14 protein-coding genes are annotated in these 16,469 nt (G+C 54.5%); 6 read left to right on the top strand and 8 right to left on the bottom strand.

What is annotated here, in order from left to right:
* Window positions 1–21: 21 nt before the first annotated feature.
* Window positions 22–1,095, top strand: a complete 1,074-nt coding sequence (locus ABR39_RS07335) for a fimbrial protein StkG (RefSeq protein ID WP_047346381.1) — start codon at window positions 22–24, stop codon at window positions 1,093–1,095.
* A 1-nt stretch (window position 1,096) separates the two neighbouring features.
* On the opposite strand, the gene ABR39_RS07330 is transcribed toward ABR39_RS07335, so the two are convergent.
* From ABR39_RS07330 to ABR39_RS07315, 4 genes are all read right to left on the bottom strand, one after another.
* On the bottom strand, window positions 1,097–2,344 hold the full coding sequence (locus ABR39_RS07330) for a polysaccharide deacetylase family protein (RefSeq protein WP_047346380.1): 1,248 nt from the start codon (window positions 2,342–2,344) through the stop codon (window positions 1,097–1,099).
* Window positions 2,345–2,406: 62 nt separating this feature from the next.
* The gene (locus ABR39_RS07325; RefSeq protein WP_047346379.1) at window positions 2,407–2,847 is read right to left on the bottom strand and encodes a PTS sugar transporter subunit IIA; all 441 of its coding nucleotides are present in this window, start codon (window positions 2,845–2,847) and stop codon (window positions 2,407–2,409) included.
* A gap of 105 nt (window positions 2,848–2,952) precedes the next feature.
* The gene (locus ABR39_RS07320; protein WP_023334536.1) at window positions 2,953–3,723 is read right to left on the bottom strand and encodes an ABC transporter permease; all 771 of its coding nucleotides are present in this window, start codon (window positions 3,721–3,723) and stop codon (window positions 2,953–2,955) included.
* Window positions 3,720–4,646, bottom strand: a complete 927-nt coding sequence (locus tag ABR39_RS07315; RefSeq protein ID WP_047346378.1) for an ABC transporter ATP-binding protein — start codon at window positions 4,644–4,646, stop codon at window positions 3,720–3,722. Before ABR39_RS07315 ends, ABR39_RS07320 begins: the two co-directional genes overlap by 4 nt.
* 107 nt (window positions 4,647–4,753) lie before the next feature.
* On the opposite strand from ABR39_RS07315, the gene can reads away from it, so the two are divergent.
* Entirely contained in the window at window positions 4,754–5,416 is a 663-nt protein-coding gene (can, locus tag ABR39_RS07310) for a carbonate dehydratase (RefSeq protein ID WP_013095615.1), read from the top strand.
* Between the two features lie 59 nt (window positions 5,417–5,475).
* Here can and hpt read toward each other — a convergent pair whose 3' ends face one another.
* A complete protein-coding gene (gene hpt, locus ABR39_RS07305; protein ID WP_008501948.1) occupies window positions 5,476–6,012 on the bottom strand; it encodes a hypoxanthine phosphoribosyltransferase in 537 nt (178 codons plus the stop codon).
* Window positions 6,013–6,220: 208 nt separating this feature from the next.
* On the opposite strand from hpt, the gene ABR39_RS07300 reads away from it, so the two are divergent.
* Window positions 6,221–8,611, top strand: coding sequence for a glucose/quinate/shikimate family membrane-bound PQQ-dependent dehydrogenase (locus tag ABR39_RS07300; RefSeq protein WP_047346377.1), 2,391 nt, complete (start codon window positions 6,221–6,223; stop codon window positions 8,609–8,611).
* Window positions 8,612–8,701: 90 nt separating this feature from the next.
* On the opposite strand, the gene cueO is transcribed toward ABR39_RS07300, so the two are convergent.
* Window positions 8,702–10,270 carry a multicopper oxidase CueO gene (cueO, locus tag ABR39_RS07295; RefSeq protein WP_047346376.1) on the bottom strand — a complete coding sequence of 523 codons (1,569 nt, stop codon included), beginning with the start codon at window positions 10,268–10,270 and terminating at the stop codon, window positions 8,702–8,704.
* A gap of 145 nt (window positions 10,271–10,415) precedes the next feature.
* Here cueO and ABR39_RS07290 point away from each other — a divergent pair, with 145 nt between their 5' ends.
* The 3 genes from ABR39_RS07290 (at window position 10,416) to speD (ending at window position 12,544) form a co-directional block, all read left to right on the top strand.
* Window positions 10,416–10,763: a YacC family pilotin-like protein gene (locus ABR39_RS07290; RefSeq protein WP_047346446.1), complete on the top strand. Its 348-nt coding sequence runs from the start codon at window positions 10,416–10,418 to the stop codon at window positions 10,761–10,763.
* Window positions 10,764–10,879: 116 nt separating this feature from the next.
* Window positions 10,880–11,749: a polyamine aminopropyltransferase gene (gene speE, locus ABR39_RS07285; RefSeq protein WP_047346375.1), complete on the top strand. Its 870-nt coding sequence runs from the start codon at window positions 10,880–10,882 to the stop codon at window positions 11,747–11,749.
* Entirely contained in the window at window positions 11,750–12,544 is a 795-nt protein-coding gene (gene speD / locus ABR39_RS07280; protein WP_023334531.1) for an adenosylmethionine decarboxylase, read from the top strand.
* Between the two features lie 31 nt (window positions 12,545–12,575).
* Here speD and yacL read toward each other — a convergent pair whose 3' ends face one another.
* Window positions 12,576–12,938 (bottom strand): protein YacL, encoded by a 363-nt coding sequence (gene yacL / locus ABR39_RS07275; RefSeq protein WP_047346374.1) that lies wholly within the window; start codon window positions 12,936–12,938, stop codon window positions 12,576–12,578.
* 189 nt (window positions 12,939–13,127) lie between these two features.
* Entirely contained in the window at window positions 13,128–15,725 is a 2,598-nt protein-coding gene (gene acnB, locus ABR39_RS07270) for a bifunctional aconitate hydratase 2/2-methylisocitrate dehydratase (protein ID WP_048339028.1), read from the bottom strand.
* Window positions 15,726–16,469: the final 744 nt, after the last annotated feature.

Here is a 16,469-nt window from a genome sequence, read left to right as displayed (position 1 = left end):
GCATCGCCACAAGGAATAACAATGGCACACAGTCCTGGGACAATAGCTTTCCCACGTTCCAAGCGCTTAATGGCGTTATTTGTACTTTTAACACTGAGCGCCTTTGACACCAGTGCAGCCGTGGAGTGTCAGGTTAACAGTAGCGACACACGATCCGTCGGCGATTTTACGGGCGCAAAACCGACGCTGAAGACAATGGATAACGTGAGCGCTCCCACTAGCATCAGTGCGCTTTATCCGCTTGACCTGAGCCCGTTGTTAAGAAGTACGTGCGACGCTGGAAATGATGGTGAGAATATCTTCACCCTAACACAGGCCAGCCTGCAGGTGGGTAGCGTTGATGGTAAAGCCTTATTCAAAACCAATGTCACTGGCATTGCTTATGCACTGGCTTTTCGCACAAAAGGAACAGGCGTCACGGCCTATTTTGCGCCTAATACAACCTGGTTTCTTACGCTGCATATGAACGATCAGGATGAATTATTGCAACTCCAGACCTGGGAGGCCGCGGTCGAATTCTATCAGCTTCCCAGCTTTGCCGGTATACCTGCAAACGTTGTATCTATTGGCCCTGCCGGGGGAACTATTGGTAAATTTACCATTGGGGATCCAAATGAAACTGAGGAGGATCATCCCAAACCGACCATCACCATAGCCAATATGGCCTTCACGACACCAATAGAATTACCTACCTGTGCGGTCACGGCGCCTAAAAGCGTGGATTTAGGGACGTATGATGCATCCGATCTGGAGAACGACTATACGCTAAGCAAGCTTGTGACCGTGTCCGGTAACTGCACCAATACCCGCCAAATTACCATGAAGTTGAGCACCAGTAAGACAACGGGCAGTGACGGCACGCTACTCGCCAACACCGCTACCTCAAATGCCGCAAAAGGTGTCGGGGCGTTCCTGAAATGGCCGAACGCTATTCAGGCAGTGCCTAACTCAACCAACAGCTTTGTCTTAAATGAGAACAGAAGTATCGCGGCGTTCAGCGTAGCGTTAAGCGCTCGCCTGGTGAAATCTGACACAGAAAAAGTCACCTCAGGTCAGTTCAGCACCATCGGCACACTGCAGTTTACCTACGAGTAATTTACCCCTGCGGCTGGTTGCTGATCAGCCGCGACATCGTTTCCAGCGAATCCGTTCTTAAAATATACAGACGTTTCAGTAAGAACGGATTATCCCCCGGTTTGACCTTCCCTTTTACCGTTGTCACCGCCAGGTGAAAACCGGCATCGTTCGCTGCTTTTATCGCTTTGCTGTCGTAACCGCCAAAGGGATAAGAGAGATACAGCACGCGCGGATTAAACTGCGCCAGCCCCCGACGAGAACGTTCAAAATCGAAGAGGATCACGTGGTAGCTGCGGCTCAGTAAAATCGGATGTTTGTTACCATCGACGCGGTGCAGGAAGTGCGTATGGGACTGAATGTCAAACACGTCCTGGATGCCCTTCAGCTCCTGAACGCTCATAAACTGCAGCGATTTAGGATCCCACTTCTGCGGATGTCGCTTAATACGGGACGAGATAATAAACGCCGTGGCGTTAAAGCCGTACTCTTTCAGGATCGGATACGCATAGCGGCTTACGGATTTCAGCCCGTCATCAAAGGTGATCGCCACCGATTTGGCAGGCAGATTCAGTTTATTGCGCACATACCCTTCCAGCTGATACATCGTCAGGGTGGTATACCCCTGATCGCGCAGCCAGGCCATCTGGTTGTTGAACGCGCGCACGCTGGTCGTGGTGGAGGTATGTCGAAAACGGGTGTTCTCTTCATCACGCAGAATATGATGGTAGGTCAGAACCGGGATCCCGTTATCTTCCTGGGCATCCAGGCTACTGACCCACGCCAGGCGGTTGCCGATGCGGATCTGGAACCAGGTCTGATTCAGACGGTCTTTAAGTTTGTTCAGGATCGGGTAGCGAAGATTCGCGCTTAATGTGCCGAACGGTGCACTTCCGCTGGAAGGCGCGTTATACACTGGCGTGTCTTTCCAGGTAATGAGGTTCTGATTGCTTAGGGGTTTATTGAGATCCCCAAGGCTGTCCTCGACGCGCTGTTTCCCCTGAACCGGCTCCAGGTGCCCTTTGTCGATAAAGCCCGTACCAAAACCGAAGCGAAATTCGTAGTAGTCCGCCGCCGCGGGCACAACGGCGAGGATCTGCCCGGCGCGCACGTTGCCAACGTTGATCACACTGTTCCCCACCTGCGCCCAGATGACCGCATCTTCAGTGGTTTGCATATACTGGGCGGGCAGCGTTTGCTGACTGAGTAAACTGGCTGAGCTGACGCCGGAAGTGAGCATCAAAAGCAAGAAAAGAATACGCGGCAACATGGTGTCTTAATCGGTGCGGGAAACTGCCGCTATTGTAACAAATGAGACATCAATACCAATGTTTAATTCTTATACAAGTCATGGAGCAGGACAAAGGGAGGATTTTTTTGCTGCTGATGCCACAAGCTGCTGACGCCCGGAACGCCCTGCGCCACGATGGCATTACGAAACTCAGCGCTGCTTAATGATTCACGCTGTGGATACATTAACGCCAGCAGAGCGAAGTTGATGCCCGAGATCACTTCACAGCACGCATGCTTATGGCTTAGCAACGCGGCTGAGCGGTAAGGTGCCGCGCCCGATTTATCGGTAAGAAAAATCACGCCATCACCCGTGTCAGTCTCATGCAGGGCATCGCACATCATTCGGCTCAGCATGTTGGTGCTTAACCCACGCCAGTAATTTACCGCCCGGCATTGCACCAGCGGGCCAAATCTGGCTTCAAGCTTGTCCAGCATATCCTGCGCGTGTTCATCGTGGCAGGTGATAACCCATCCCAGCATAACTTTCTCCTTAGCAGGCAAGTAGTTTAGCGGAGTGAAGATTGGCTTTTGGTGATAACTATCAAAGAAAAGTGCCCGGCAAACAGAATGTCGCCGGGCAGAAGGTTAGCTGCGCAGACCGCGTCCGCGCTGGATCAGATACCAGCACAGCAGGTAGAAAGCGATGATGAACACCACCAGCACTGCCACCGTGGTAAACAGCGGCACGTCGGTAATCCCGAGGAAGCCAAAGCGGAAACCGCTGATCATGTACACAATCGGGTTCAGGTGCGACAGCGCCTGCCAGAATGGCGGCAGCAGCGTCAGGGAGTAGAACACCCCGCCGAGATAGGTCAGCGGCGTCAGCACGAAAGTCGGGATGAGGCTAATATCGTCAAACGTTTTGGCGAATACGGCGTTCAGCAGGCCGGCCAGCGAGAACAGGATTGCCGTCAGGAGCAGCGTCAGCGCCACAAACAGCCACGAGTGCACCTGGAACGGGACAAAGAACAGCGAAATCGCCGTAACCAGGATCCCCACGCACAGCCCGCGCGCCACGCCGCCGCCAACATAGCCGGCAATAATGACGTGCGTCGGCACAGGCGCGACCAGCAGCTCTTCGATATTGCGCTGGAACTTGGCGCTAAAGAATGACGACGCCACGTTGGCATAGGCGTTGGTGATCACCGCCATCATGATCAGGCCCGGCACGATAAACTGCATATAGGTAAAGCCGTGCATTTCACCAATTCGGGAACCAATCAGGTTACCGAAGATAATGAAGTAGAGCGTCATCGTGATAACCGGCGGTACCAGGGTTTGCACCCAGATACGCATAAAACGGTTTATCTCTTTTGCCCAGATACTTTTCAGCGCGACCCAGTAAAGATGCGTCATGCCTTGTCTCCTTGTTTATCGTGCACCAGAGAGACAAACAGCTCTTCCAGTCGGTTCGCTTTGTTACGCATACTTAAGACCTGAATACCCTGCGCGCTCAGCTGCGAGAACACGCTGTTAATCCCCTGCTCGCGCAGCACTTCCACTTCCAGCGTCGAGGTATCGACGAGACGATACTGGTACCCTTCGAGCTTCGGTAGCGGGCTTTTTGCCGCCAGATCGAGAATGAAGGTTTCTGATTTCAGCTTGGAGAGCAGATTCTTCATTGAGGTGTTTTCCACCAGCTCGCCGTGCTGAATAATGCCGATGTTGCGGCACAGCATTTCAGCCTCTTCAAGATAGTGGGTGGTCAGAATAATGGTGGTGCCTTTGTCGTTGAGGTCCTTCAGGAAGCCCCACATGGAACGACGCAATTCGATATCCACACCCGCAGTCGGTTCATCGAGGATCAGCAGTTTTGGCTCGTGCATCAGCGCACGAGCAATCATCAGGCGGCGCTTCATGCCGCCGGACAACATGCGCGCACGCTCGTTGCGCTTTTCCCACAGATCGAGCTGCTTGAGATATTTTTCGCTACGCTCCAGGGCCTCTTTACGCTCAACGCCGTAATAGCCCGCCTGGTTAACGACGATTTGCTGCACCGTCTCGAACGGGTTGAAGTTGAACTCCTGCGGTACCAGCCCCAGCTGGCGCTTGGCGTTTACTACATCTTTTTGCAGGTCGTAACCAAAGACGCTTACCCTGCCGGACGTTTTATTGACCAGCGAGCTGATAATACCAATGGTGGTCGATTTCCCCGCCCCGTTCGGCCCCAGAAGCGCATAAAAATCGCCGGCCTCTACTTTAAGATCTATCCCGCGTAGCGCCTGAACGCCGCCCGAATAGGTTTTTTTAAGCTGCTCAAGCTCCAGTGCAATTGCCATGAAATTCACTTACCTTCAGTTCTTACACGCGTTGTGTGGTTTCATTAAAAGTCGGGTTACCCTATAGTAGCGCAACGCAATTACTCGGTTACAGGTCGCTAACCTCCATGAACAACATAGATACACTCATCAGCAACAATGCACTATGGTCAAAAATGCTGGTGGAGGAAGACCCCGGATTTTTTGGAAAACTCGCGCAGGCTCAGAACCCACGCTTTCTCTGGATTGGATGTTCCGACAGCCGCGTACCGGCGGAGCGTCTGACCGGCCTCGAGCCCGGCGAACTGTTTGTTCACCGTAATGTCGCCAACCTGGTCATTCACACCGATCTTAACTGTCTTTCTGTTGTTCAGTATGCCGTTGACGTTCTGGAAGTCGAGCACATCATTATTTGCGGCCATTATGGCTGCGGCGGCGTGCAGGCGGCGGTTGAAAATCCGGAGCTGGGGCTCATTGATAACTGGCTGCTGCACATCCGCGATATCTGGTTCAAACATAGCTCACTGTTGGGCGAAATGCCGCAGGAGCGTCGCATGGATACCCTTTGCGAACTCAACGTGATGGAGCAGGTCTATAACCTGGGCCATTCAACGATCATGCAGTCGGCGTGGAAGCGCGGACAGAAGGTCTCTATCCACGGATGGGCGTACGGTATTCACGACGGCCTGCTGCGCAATCTGGAAGTCACCGCCACCAACCGCGAAACGCTGGAGCAGCGTTACCGTTCAGGAATTGCCAACCTCAAGCTTAAGCATGTGAACCATAAATAAAGCAGGGGTTTTCTCCCTCTCCCTGTGGGAGAGGGCTGGGGTGAGGGCACCAGGCCGCACTACTCGTCCAGAAGCACAACCTTCCCAACATACGGCAGATGACGATAACGCTGCGCGTAGTCAATGCCGTAACCGACGACGAATTCGTCCGGAATGGAGAAGCCCACGAACTCGACCGGCACCTGCACTTCACGGCGATCAGGTTTATCCAGCAGGGTGCATATAGCCAGAGATTTTGGCTCACGCAGGCTCAGGATCTCGCGCACTTTTGAAAGGGTGTTGCCGGAGTCGATAATGTCCTCAACGATCAACACATCTTTGCCACGAATATCTTCATCCAGATCTTTCAGGATTTTCACATCACGGGTGGTGGACATGCCGCTGCCGTAGCTGGAGGCGGTCATAAAATCGACCTCATGTGGCACATGCACTTCACGGCACAGGTCTGCCATGAACATGAAAGAGCCACGCAACAGACCGACCAGCACCATTTCGCTGCCGCTGTCCTTGTAATGTTCGGTGATTTGACGACCCAGTTCGGCGATACGCGCTTTGATCTCGGCTTCCGGGATCATCACTTCAACAGTATGTTTCATATTACTAACCACATGATTTTAATGAAAATCTCTCAATGCCAGTGAGTTCATCTCCGGCATCGATACGCAAGCCAGCCATTATATCAGCAAATGGCCAAGCCTGGCGCATGAGTTATAAAAAGCAAATTTTGTGATTCCGATCACACTTGTTAATACCTATAATTAGTTGCTAGCAAATTATTAACAAAAACTGACGAGTACACTTTCTATGGCTGAAACAAACTCTAAACAGCCGCGTCTACTGGTGACACTAACAGCGTTATTCGCCGCCTTCTGCGGCTTATACCTGTTAATCGGTGGCGTCTGGCTGGTCGCAATTGGCGGCTCCTGGTACTACCCCGTTGCGGGCCTGGTTATGCTTGGCGTAACCGTCCTGCTCTGGCGTAGAAAACAATCCGCACTGTGGCTGTATGCTGCATTACTCCTCGCAACCATGATCTGGGGCGTCTGGGAAGTCGGTTTCGACTTCTGGGCACTGACGCCACGCAGCGACATTCTGGTCTTCTTCGGTATCTGGCTGATCCTGCCGTTCGTCTGGCGTCGCCTGATTGTGCCGTCCAGCGGTGCCGTTGCGGCGCTGGTGGTGGCCCTGCTCATCAGCGGCGGTATTCTCACCTGGGCTGGCTTTAACGACCCGCAGGAGATCAACGGTACGCTGAACGCGGAATCCACACCTGCGGCGGCCATCTCCCAGGTTGCTGACGGCGACTGGCCGGCCTATGGTCGTAACCAGGAAGGCCAACGTTACTCACCGCTGAAGCAGATCAACGCGGACAACGTTAAGAACCTGAAAGAAGCCTGGGTATTCCGTACCGGCGATGTGAAGATGCCGAACGATCCGGGTGAACTGACCAACGAAGTGACGCCAATTAAAGTCGGCAACATGCTCTATCTGTGTACGGCGCACCAGCGTCTGTTCGCGCTCGACGCGGCCACCGGTAAAGAGAAATGGCACTTCGATCCGCAGCTGAACTCCAACCCGTCCTTCCAGCATGTCACCTGCCGTGGCGTCTCCTACCACGAAGCGCGCGCCGATAATGCGAGCCCTGACGTGGTGGCCGACTGTCCTCGCCGCATCATGCTGCCGGTGAACGATGGCCGTCTCTTCGCCATCAATGCCGAAACGGGCAAGCTGTGCGAAACCTTCGCGAACAAAGGTATCCTGAACCTGCAGACCAACATGCCGGACACCACGCCGGGCCTGTATGAGCCAACCTCTCCGCCAATCATCACCGATAAAACTATCGTGATTGCCGGTTCGGTAACGGATAACTTCTCCACCCGCGAAACCTCTGGCGTTATTCGTGGTTTCGACGTGAACACCGGTAAACTGCTGTGGGCCTTCGACCCAGGCGCGAAAGATCCAAACGCGATCCCGTCCGATGAACACACCTTTACCTTTAACTCGCCAAACTCCTGGGCGCCAGCGGCGTATGACGCGAAGCTGGACCTGGTCTACCTGCCAATGGGTGTGACCACGCCAGATATCTGGGGCGGTAACCGCACACCGGAGCAGGAACGTTATGCGAGCGCTATCGTGGCGCTGAATGCGACCACCGGTAAGCTGGCATGGAGCTACCAGACCGTTCACCACGATCTGTGGGATATGGATATGCCGTCCCAGCCGACGCTGGCGGACATTACCGTTGATGGCAAAACCGTACCGGTGATTTACGCGCCGGCGAAGACGGGTAACATCTTCGTCCTGGATCGCAGCAACGGTAAACTGGTCGTGCCTGCACCGGAAAAACCGGTTCCGCAGGGCGCGGCTAAAGGCGATTACGTCAGCAAAACCCAGCCGTTCTCCGATCTGAGCTTCCGTCCGAAGAAAGATCTCAGCGGTGCAGACATGTGGGGCGCCACGATGTTTGACCAGCTGGTGTGCCGCGTGATGTTCCACCAGCTGCGCTATGAAGGCATCTTCACACCGCCTTCTGAACAGGGCACGCTGGTCTTCCCGGGTAACCTGGGGATGTTCGAATGGGGCGGCATTTCCGTTGACCCTAACCGTCAGGTCGCGATTGCCAACCCAATGGCCCTGCCGTTCGTATCCCGCCTGATCCCACGTGGTCCAGGTAACCCAATGGAGCAGCCGAAAGACGCGAAAGGCAGCGGTACCGAAGCCGGCATTCAGCCGCAGTACGGCGTACCGTTTGGCGTGACGCTGAACCCGTTCCTGTCTCCGTTTGGTCTGCCGTGTAAACAGCCTGCCTGGGGTTATATCTCCGGTCTGGATCTGAAAACTAACCAGGTAGTCTGGAAAAAACGTATTGGTACCCCGCAGGACAGCATGCCGTTCCCGATGCCGGTTCCAGTGCCGTTCAATATGGGTATGCCAATGCTGGGTGGCCCGATTTCCACCGCCGGTAACGTGCTGTTCATCGCGGCAACCGCAGATAACTACCTGCGCGCGTACAACATGACCAACGGTGAAAAACTGTGGCAAGGCCGTCTGCCAGCCGGTGGACAAGCTACGCCGATGACCTATGAAGTGAATGGCAAGCAGTACGTTGTCATCTCTGCCGGTGGTCACGGTTCGTTTGGCACGAAGATGGGCGACTATATTGTCGCGTATGCGTTGCCGGACGACGCAAAATAAATGCAAAACGGCAACTTCGGTTGCCGTTTTTGTGTCTGTTCCCTCTCCCCGTGGGAGAGGGCCAGGGTGAGGGCATCAGGCCGCACTGTTTTAAACAGTAAAACCAAGCATCATCCCCGTATCCTCATGCTCCAGCAGGTGGCAGTGCGCCATATAGGCAAACGCCTTCGGCGCGTCGTGGTCAAATTTCACCAGCACCTCGCTGACACCGCCTTCCACTCTCACCGTATCCTTCCAGCCCGCGCGGTGCGCATCAGGGGCCTTACCGTTCTCGGAGAGAATGCGGAACTGGGTACCGTGGATATGGAACGGATGCAGCATCATGTCCCCTTCGCCTGAAATCACCCAGCGTTCAAACTGCCCTTTCGCGGCAGCAAACATCGGCGTGTTCATGTCGAACGCTTTGCCGTTGATCATATTGGCGTTGTGGAAATCAAAGCCATGCTCGCCGTGGTTCATGTTCCCCATGCCGCCCATTTTGCCGTGGTCCATATTCATATGGCCCATCATCTGCCCGTGGTGCATCCCCGCCATCGCCTTATCGCCATATTTCGCCATCAGCGCCTGCATGCCCATCATGTCGAGCATCGGGTTCATGGAGAGCTGCAGCTTGCGTTGCGTAAGCCCGTCAAGCGAGGGGAGTGCTGGCAGGGTGGTTAAGCTATCCGGCAGCGTGCCGGAAGCGGTCACCAGCAACGGCTGAATGCGCAGCACCGGATGCGCCTTATCAAAGGGCGTAACCGCCATCCCCATCTGACTGACCGGCAGCGTCACCAGGTCGAACGCTTTGCCGTCGCTGATATCCACCAGCACTTCAAAACGTTCCCCCATCAGCATCGGTAGCTCGTTTACCTTCACCGGCTCGGGCAGCAGCCCCCCGTCGCTGGCAACCACGTACAGGGGACGATTATCACTGGCGGCGAAATTGAGGGAGCGTGCGTTACAGCCGTTGAGGAGGCGCAGACGCAGCCAGCCTTTCGGTGCGGCATGTTGAGGATAAATAGCACCGTTGGTCAGCAGCGTGTCGCCAAACCAGCCGACCGCCGCACTCATGACGTCCAGCTGGTAGTCAATTTGCCCGTCAGCGGTGAATTTCTTGTCCTGCACAATCACCGGCACGTCGTCGATGCCCCACTGTTTAGGCAGGCGCAGCAGGCGGCTTTCGTCGTCTTCAATCAGCACCAGCCCCGCCAGCCCCATCGCTACCTGATGGCCGGTTTTACCATGCTGATGCGGATGAAACCAACAGGTGGCTGCACGCTGCTCGGGCGTAAAGGTGACGCTGCGCGTGCCGCCCGCTTTGATGATGCCCTGCGGCCCGCCATCCACCTCGCCCGGCACTTCCAGCCCGTGCCAGTGAAGCGTCGTCTCTTCGGCGAGCGTATTGTGAATATCCACCGTCACCGCTTTCCCTTGACGTAACTGAAGCGCCGGACCGAGCAGATTACCGTTATAGCCCCACGTCGTGGCGTTGTGCTCGCCAAACGCCGTTTTGCCGGACTGAACAACAAGCTGGATACGGCTACGGGCGTCAGCGGTCAGTAAATCAGGGATGGGTAAGGCCGGCCTGTCAGCGGCGAAAACCGCGCGGCTCCAGAGTGGTAATGCGCTGGCAGCCCCCAGCGCAACGGAATATTTCAAAAAATCACGGCGTTGCATGTGCATTTCCTTATTTCCAGCAGGCGATCTTTTGAGCATAAACCCTCCCCTTACCGGAAGGTCAAGTAAAGCGGCAATAATAAAGATCGTCGCACCGGCATCAAGTATGCTAACGTTAATTTTCCGTGAAGAAGTGGTAGAAGCAATGAAGACGTTTTTCAGGACAATTTTGTTCGGTAGCCTGATGGCAATGTGTGCGAACAGCTATGCGCTAAGTGAAAATGAAGCGGAAGATATGGCCGATTTAACGGCGGTTTTTGTATTCCTGAAAAATGATTGTGGCTACCAAAATTTACCCAACGGGCAAATTCGCCGCGCGCTGGTCTTTTTTGCCCAGCAGAACCAGTGGGATCTCACCAATTACGACAGCTTCGACATGAAGGCGCTCGGCGAAGACAGCTACCGTGACCTAAGCGGCATTGGTATTCCCACTGCAAAAAAATGCAAAGCGCTGGCTCGCGATTCACTCAGCCTGCTCGCCTACGTGAAATAACCTTCCCGACGCCCCCTTGTTGAGCCTATAGCCGTGCAACCACGGTTATAGTTAGCTATCATGTTTCGCTCATTTTTTGAGAGTGTAACGGATGTTAACACAGGAGGAGTCTGCATATGGCCGACCACACGTTGTGGCATGAAACACTGCATGACCAGTTTGGTCAGTACTTTGCCGTTGATAACGTGCTCTATCATGAGAAAACCGACCACCAGGATTTGATCATCTTCGAGAATGCCGCCTTTGGCCGCGTCATGGCGCTGGACGGCGTCGTGCAAACGACCGAGCGGGATGAGTTTATCTATCATGAGATGATGACCCACGTTCCGCTGCTGGCGCACGGTCATGCGAAGCATGTCCTGATTATCGGCGGTGGCGACGGCGCAATGCTGCGTGAGGTTTCCCGCCATCGGTCCATTGAAACCATCACCATGGTGGAAATCGATGCGGGCGTGGTCTCTTTCTGCCGCCAGTACCTGCCCAACCACAATGCCGGTAGCTATGACGATCCGCGCTTTAACCTGGTGATTGATGACGGTGTTAACTTCGTTAACCAGACTACCCAAACGTTTGACGTCATTATCTCCGACTGTACCGACCCGATCGGCCCCGGCGCGTCGCTGTTTACCTCCTCCTTCTACGAAGGCTGCAAGCGCTGCCTGAACCCTGGCGGGATCTTTGTCGCACAAAATGGCGTCTGCTTCCTGCAGCAGGATGAAGCGATCGACAGCCATCGCAAGCTGAGCACCTATTTTGGCGATGTCAGCTTCTATCAGGCCGCCATTCCGACGTACTACGGCGGGATCATGACCTTCGCGTGGGCAACGGACAACGACGTATTGCGCCATCTCTCCACCGAAATTATCCAGGCCCGCTTCCACCAGGCCGGTCTGCAGTGCCGATACTACAATCCGGCCGTACATACCGCTGCGTTTGCGTTGCCGCAATACCTGCAAGATGCATTATCCACAAAGGGGGTGAGCTAATTGAAAAAGCTTAAACTGCATGGCTTTAACAACCTGACCAAAAGCCTGAGTTTTTGTATTTACGATATCTGCTATGCCAAAACAGCGGAAGAACGCGATGGTTACATCGCCTATATCGATGAACTCTACAACGCCAACCGTCTGACCGAGATCCTGTCAGAGACCTGCTCAATTATCGGCGCAAACATCCTGAATATCGCCCGCCAGGATTATGAACCCCAGGGCGCCAGCGTGACCATACTGGTCAGCGAAGAGCCGGTCGATCCGAAGCTTATCGACAAAACTGAACATCCGGGCCCGCTGCCGGAAGTGGTTGTTGCGCACCTTGATAAAAGCCATATCTGCGTTCACACCTACCCGGAAAGCCATCCGGAAGGCGGGCTGTGTACGTTCCGCGCCGATATCGAAGTATCGACCTGCGGCGTGATTTCCCCGCTTAACGCGCTGAACTATTTAATTCACCAGCTGGAATCGGATATCGTCACGATTGATTATCGCGTGCGTGGTTTTACCCGTGATATCAACGGCATGAAGCACTTCATCGACCACGAGATCAATTCTATTCAGAACTTTATGTCCGACGACATGAAATCGTTGTACGACATGATGGACGTGAACGTGTATCAGGAAAACATCTTCCATACCAAGATGTTACTGAAAGAGTTCGACCTTAAGCACTATATGTTCCACACGAAGCCGGAAGATTTGAGCGAAGAAGAGCGTAAGGCGATCACTGACCTGCTCTGGAAAGAGATGCGCGAGATCTACTACGGCCGCAATATTCCGGCCGTGTAAAAGCAAGCCGGAGCAGGGATGCTCCGGTCTGTTATTTCTGTTTCATAAAGTCTCGGTACGCCGTCACCACCTGAAGGAAGTCCTCTACGCCGCACATCGACAGGCTTTCTTCGTCGTAGTAGCTCATTCCCTCTTCCATCTCGTCACCTGAAAACTCGAGCTGGTTGGCGCGCACCATCACCTCTTCGCCATCCATCCACAGCGTGTATTCATGTCCGGCACGCTGCCAGGAACGTTCACTGCCTTTCACCGTATCTGCCGCCTGTTCAACTTCATCAAGAAGTGCGAGGTTTTCTTTCACCTCTTCGTTAAACCAGTGTCCAACGGCTTCGTGGCCCATCGACATACGCACTTTCACCACTCCGGTGATGTCGCGCAGAAATTCGTAATCCATAGTGTTTTCCTCTGCAAAGCCATTAGGGTAATTATCGCAGCAGAGAAGAAGAAAAAAAGCGTGAGAGGTGGGAGGAATGAAAATAAAAAGGTGAGAGCAAGACCCTGCGGCCTGATGCCCTCACCCCGTCCCTCTCCCACGGGAGAGGGTGCAAACACTAAAAACCGTCTCGTGGAGACGGTTTTGCTTTTATACCGCCATCTGGAAGATAACCCCGTCAGCCTTCTCGGTGTATTGAGAGAGCTGGTCGAAGTTCAGATAGCGATAGGTATCCACCGCCGTCTTATCAACCTGAGCCACAAAGGTCTGGTACTCTTCCGGCGTTGGCAGTTTGCCAATCAGCGCCGCAACCGCCGCCAGCTCCGCAGAAGCCAGGAAGACGTTTGCACCGGTACCTAAACGGTTCGGGAAGTTACGGGTAGAGGTGGAGACCACCGTCGCGCCGTCGGCTACGCGCGCCTGGTTACCCATACACAGGGAACAGCCAGGGATTTCAATACGCGCACCGCTCTTACCAAACACGCTGTAGTAGCCCTCTTCGGTCAGCTGAGCCGCGTCCATACGGGTTGGCGGCGCCACCCACAGACGGGTTGGCAGCTGGCCTTTGTGGGTATCCAGCAGTTTACCGGCAGCACGGAAGTGACCGATATTGGTCATACAGGATCCGATGAACACTTCGTCGATCTTCTCGCCCTGAACCTCAGACAGCGGACGCGCGTCGTCCGGATCGTTTGGCGCACACAGGATTGGCTCTTTAATATCCGCCAGATCGATGTCGATCACCGCCGCGTACTCTGCGTCAGCATCGGCTTCCAGCAGCTGCGGATCGGCCAGCCATTTTTCCATGCCCTGGATACGACGCTCCAGCGTACGACGGTCGCCGTAGCCTTCTGCAATCATCCACTTCAGCAGCACGATGTTCGAGTTCAGATACTCAATAATCGGCTCTTTGTTCAGCTTGATGGTACAGCCTGCAGCAGAACGCTCGGCGGAAGCATCGGTCAGCTCGAACGCCTGCTCTACTTTCAGATCCGGCAGACCTTCAATTTCCAGGATACGGCCGGAGAAGATATTTTTCTTACCTTTCTTCTCAACGGTCAGCAGGCCCTGTTTAATTGCATACAGCGGGATTGCGTGAACCAGGTCGCGCAGGGTGATACCAGGCTGCATTTTGCCTTTGAAGCGCACCAGCACCGATTCCGGCATATCCAGCGGCATCACGCCGGTCGCCGCAGCAAACGCCACCAGACCGGAGCCCGCCGGGAAGGAGATACCAATTGGGAAACGGGTATGGGAGTCACCGCCGGTACCCACGGTATCCGGCAGCAGCATGCGGTTCAGCCAGGAGTGGATGACGCCATCACCCGGACGCAGGGAAACGCCGCCACGGTTCATGATGAAGTCTGGCAGCGTGTGGTGCGTGGTCACGTCAACCGGCTTCGGATACGCCGCGGTGTGACAGAAGGACTGCATCACCAGATCGGAAGAGAAGCCCAGGCACGCCAGGTCTTTCAGTTCGTCGCGTGTCATTGGACCAGTGGTGTCCTGAGACCCCACGGAGGTCATCTTCGGCTCGCAGTACGCGCCTGGACGAATACCGGCTACGCCGCACGCGCGGCCCACCATTTTCTGCGCCAGAGAGTAACCGCGGTCGCTCTCGGCCACGTCTTTCGCCTGACGGAAAACGTCTGAATGCGGCAGCCCCAGCGCTTCACGCGCTTTGGTGGTCAGGCCACGGCCGATGATCAGCGGAATACGGCCACCGGCACGCACTTCGTCGATCAGCACGTCGGTTTTCAGCTCAAAGCTTGCCAGCAGCTCGTTGGTTTCGTGATTGCGCACTTCGCCTTTATACGGGTAAACGTCAATCACGTCGCCCATGTTCAGGTTATTCACGTCGACTTCAATTGGCAGTGCGCCAGCATCTTCCATGGTGTTGAAGAAGATAGGCGCAATTTTACCGCCGAGGCACAGGCCGCCGCCGCGTTTGTTCGGCACATGAGGAATGTCGTCACCCATGAACCACAGCACGGAGTTAGTCGCGGATTTACGGGAAGAACCGGTACCCACAACGTCACCCACGTAGGCCAGCGGGAAACCTTTTTTCTGCAGGGCTTCGATCTGTTTGATCGGGCCGACGCTGCCAGGCTGGTCCGGCTCAATACCTTCACGGGCGTTTTTCAGCATTGCCAGGGCGTGCAGAGGGATATCCGGGCGAGACCATGCATCCGGCGCCGGAGAGAGGTCGTCGGTGTTGGTTTCACCGGTCACTTTGAAAACAGTGACTGTAATTTTTTCAGCCAGAGCTGGACGGTTCAGGAACCATTCGGCATCAGCCCAGGACTGCATCACCTGCTTCGCATAGACGTTGCCTGCTTTGGCTTTTTCTTCCACATCGTAGAAGTTATCGAACATCAGCAGCGTGGAAGAGAGCGCTTTAGCGGCAATCGGTGCCAGCTTGTCGTTATCCAGCGCGTCAATCAGCGGATGAATGTTATAACCACCCTGCATGGTGCCGAGCAGTTCAATGGCTTTTTCAGGAGTAACCAGTGGGGAGGTGGCTTCGCCTTTGGCGATAGCAGCAAGGAATCCGGCTTTTACGTAGGCAGCTTCATCTACGCCAGGCGGTACGCGGTTGATCAACAGATCTAACAGGAATTCTTCTTCGCCCTTAGGCGGGTTCTTCAGCAGCTCGACGAGCGCGGCCATTTGGGTTGCATCTAAAGGTTTGGGTACAATTCCCTCGGCGGCACGTTCTGCTACGTGCTTACGGTATTCTTCTAGCACGACGGTTCTCCTCGCTCTCATTGTCATATGCGGCGGGCGTTCTCTTCACGCTCCTGTGAGACAGCAGTTTGTAGGGTAAATGCCCGATACCGCGTCGGGCAGCATAGCAGGATTTCTGCACAGTGTTAATCCGTTTACAAAAAAGCAACATTAAAAAATTTGCTGAATCGTTAAGCATGGTGTAGCGGGGAGACAAGACGAATTTTGGGTACAAAAAAACCGCCTGGTAGCGGTTTATTTGTTGCCTTGCGGTGGTAGCACACCGGGCTGGCAGATTTGCGGCAATACACTCGACATGAATAATGCTCCTCAGTAAGAAAATCTGCAAGTACCTGTCTGGCTTTTACGAGCCGCCATCCAGTTTCGAATGAAAAAAGATGTAACTGCATACCCATTCTTCTCAGCTCTTACCGACTGTAATACTGTTGCTCCCGGCCTGCTTCGCTGGCGTAGCAACCAGTCACCGGGCCCGGGAGCAGTTCCGTAACCTACGCGGCAATACACTTATTTGCCTGGTTCGGCCTTTCCCGGTGGAGGATGAACCCGCGTAGCCTTTACAGGAACGCATGCAATGGAGATGCGAATCACTGCGCTGATCGTTGCGATCGGTTTACTGCTTACCGCACTGCACGGTGGCTGGAATATATCCGACATCACGGTGCTGTTTGTCGTTAACCTCGGCAACTAGCTGCTGGCCGCTCGCAAGAGCGGCCTTCTGAATTCCCAGCGGTTTTTCCCGCATCG

Source organism: Enterobacter genomosp. O (assembly GCF_001022965.1).
Classification (GTDB): Bacteria; Pseudomonadota; Gammaproteobacteria; order Enterobacterales; family Enterobacteriaceae; genus Enterobacter; species Enterobacter cloacae_L.
This window is presented reverse-complemented; position numbering and strand designations above follow the sequence as displayed.

Excerpts from the sequence above, each read along its gene's own strand:
- ABR39_RS07320 (WP_023334536.1), bottom strand. The coding sequence starts at position 3,723 with ATGACGCATCTTTACTGGGTCGCGCTGAAAAGTATCTGGGCAAAAGAG.
- ABR39_RS07330 (WP_047346380.1), bottom strand. The coding sequence starts at position 2,344 with ATGTTGCCGCGTATTCTTTTCTTGCTTTTGATGCTCACTTCCGGCGTC.
- hpt (WP_008501948.1), bottom strand. The coding sequence starts at position 6,012 with ATGAAACATACTGTTGAAGTGATGATCCCGGAAGCCGAGATCAAAGCG.
- ABR39_RS07325 (WP_047346379.1), bottom strand. The coding sequence starts at position 2,847 with ATGCTGGGATGGGTTATCACCTGCCACGATGAACACGCGCAGGATATG.
- cueO (WP_047346376.1), bottom strand. The coding sequence starts at position 10,270 with ATGCAACGCCGTGATTTTTTGAAATATTCCGTTGCGCTGGGGGCTGCC.
- can (WP_013095615.1), top strand. The coding sequence starts at position 4,754 with ATGAACAACATAGATACACTCATCAGCAACAATGCACTATGGTCAAAA.
- ABR39_RS07335 (WP_047346381.1), top strand. The coding sequence starts at position 22 with ATGGCACACAGTCCTGGGACAATAGCTTTCCCACGTTCCAAGCGCTTA.
- ABR39_RS07315 (WP_047346378.1), bottom strand. The coding sequence starts at position 4,646 with ATGGCAATTGCACTGGAGCTTGAGCAGCTTAAAAAAACCTATTCGGGC.
- speE (WP_047346375.1), top strand. The coding sequence starts at position 10,880 with ATGGCCGACCACACGTTGTGGCATGAAACACTGCATGACCAGTTTGGT.
- ABR39_RS07290 (WP_047346446.1), top strand. The coding sequence starts at position 10,416 with ATGAAGACGTTTTTCAGGACAATTTTGTTCGGTAGCCTGATGGCAATG.
- ABR39_RS07300 (WP_047346377.1), top strand. The coding sequence starts at position 6,221 with ATGGCTGAAACAAACTCTAAACAGCCGCGTCTACTGGTGACACTAACA.
- yacL (WP_047346374.1), bottom strand. The coding sequence starts at position 12,938 with ATGGATTACGAATTTCTGCGCGACATCACCGGAGTGGTGAAAGTGCGT.